General features: G+C 60.0%; 1 protein-coding gene. It reads right to left on the bottom strand.

Annotated elements, in window-relative coordinates; translation table 11 throughout:
* On the bottom strand, positions 1–1013 hold a 1013-nt coding region (locus tag IB234_RS23770), incomplete at its 3' end, for an RHS domain-containing protein (RefSeq protein ID WP_412547950.1).
* Positions 1014–1016 lie beyond the last annotated feature (3 nt).

Here is a 1016-nt window from a genome sequence, read left to right as displayed (position 1 = left end):
TCCTGGCTGATGAAGCGCCCGATATCCGGATCGTAGTACCTGAACCGGTTGTAGTGCAGCCCTGTTTCCTGATCGTAGTACTGCCCTTGGAATCTCAGTCTCTGTTCTACAGGGTTTTCCTGTTCCTCCCAGCGCTGGATCTGGGCACTCCCTTGGGTGCCGGTTATCAGCCGCCCAGGCTGCTCGATCTTCGCCGTATTGCCCCACGCCTTGTAGGTTGCCGACCAGACAATATGGCCATCCTTGTCCGTCAGCTCCCTCGGGGTACCCAAGTGATCGGTGTGGTAGTAAAGGATTTCTGCCGGGATCTTGTTGGGTTTTTTCGGCCGTTCCAACTGCCGGATCGCTGCCGCTATCTTGCGCGGCAGCTTGTCGAGCATGTCCGCCCATTGCTCGGGGGCTTGCTCCTTGAGTGCCTGATACTCCAACGGCAATCCTTGTGTTTCTGTCTGCGCGCCTTCGCTGCGCACCATCGCCAGCGGCACGAAGCTGCGCGGCTCGTAGATATAGAGCTGCTGCCTGTCGCCCTGCCGCTCCAGCAGCAGGCGGTTACCGTCCCAGCCATAGTGGGTGGTCTCGTTATCCAACCAGGGACGGCTGCGCTTTTCGTTGTGCGGATCGAGTCGGTATTTGGCGATGCGTCGTCCGAACGGGTCGTAGTCATAGCCCCAGTGTTCGGTATGGGTGAAGTGCCCTTGCCGGCGGGTGACGGTTACCCTGCTCAACTGGTGCTCGGCATCCCACTGGAATTGTCGTTCGGTGTGCGGACCGGATTTCTTCTCGATGCAGTTGCCCCAAGCATCGTAGGCGTAGCGGTGCTCTTCCCACACTCGCAGGCGGTTGGGTTTGTTTTCGCCCCAGGTACTGGGGTCAGCCTGGGCCTCTGCCGGTGTGAGCAGCGGGTTGAAGTCGGGGTTGTCCAGGTTGGCCTGCACGTAGGCGGACCACTCATCCTCGCTCCAGGTAGTCTGCTTGAGCCGTACCTCTTGCCGCTGGGCTTCCTCGGGTTGCATCAG

Source organism: Pseudomonas sp. PDM16 (genome assembly GCF_014851865.1).
Lineage (GTDB): Bacteria > Pseudomonadota > Gammaproteobacteria > Pseudomonadales > Pseudomonadaceae > Aquipseudomonas.
This window is presented reverse-complemented; position numbering and strand designations above follow the sequence as displayed.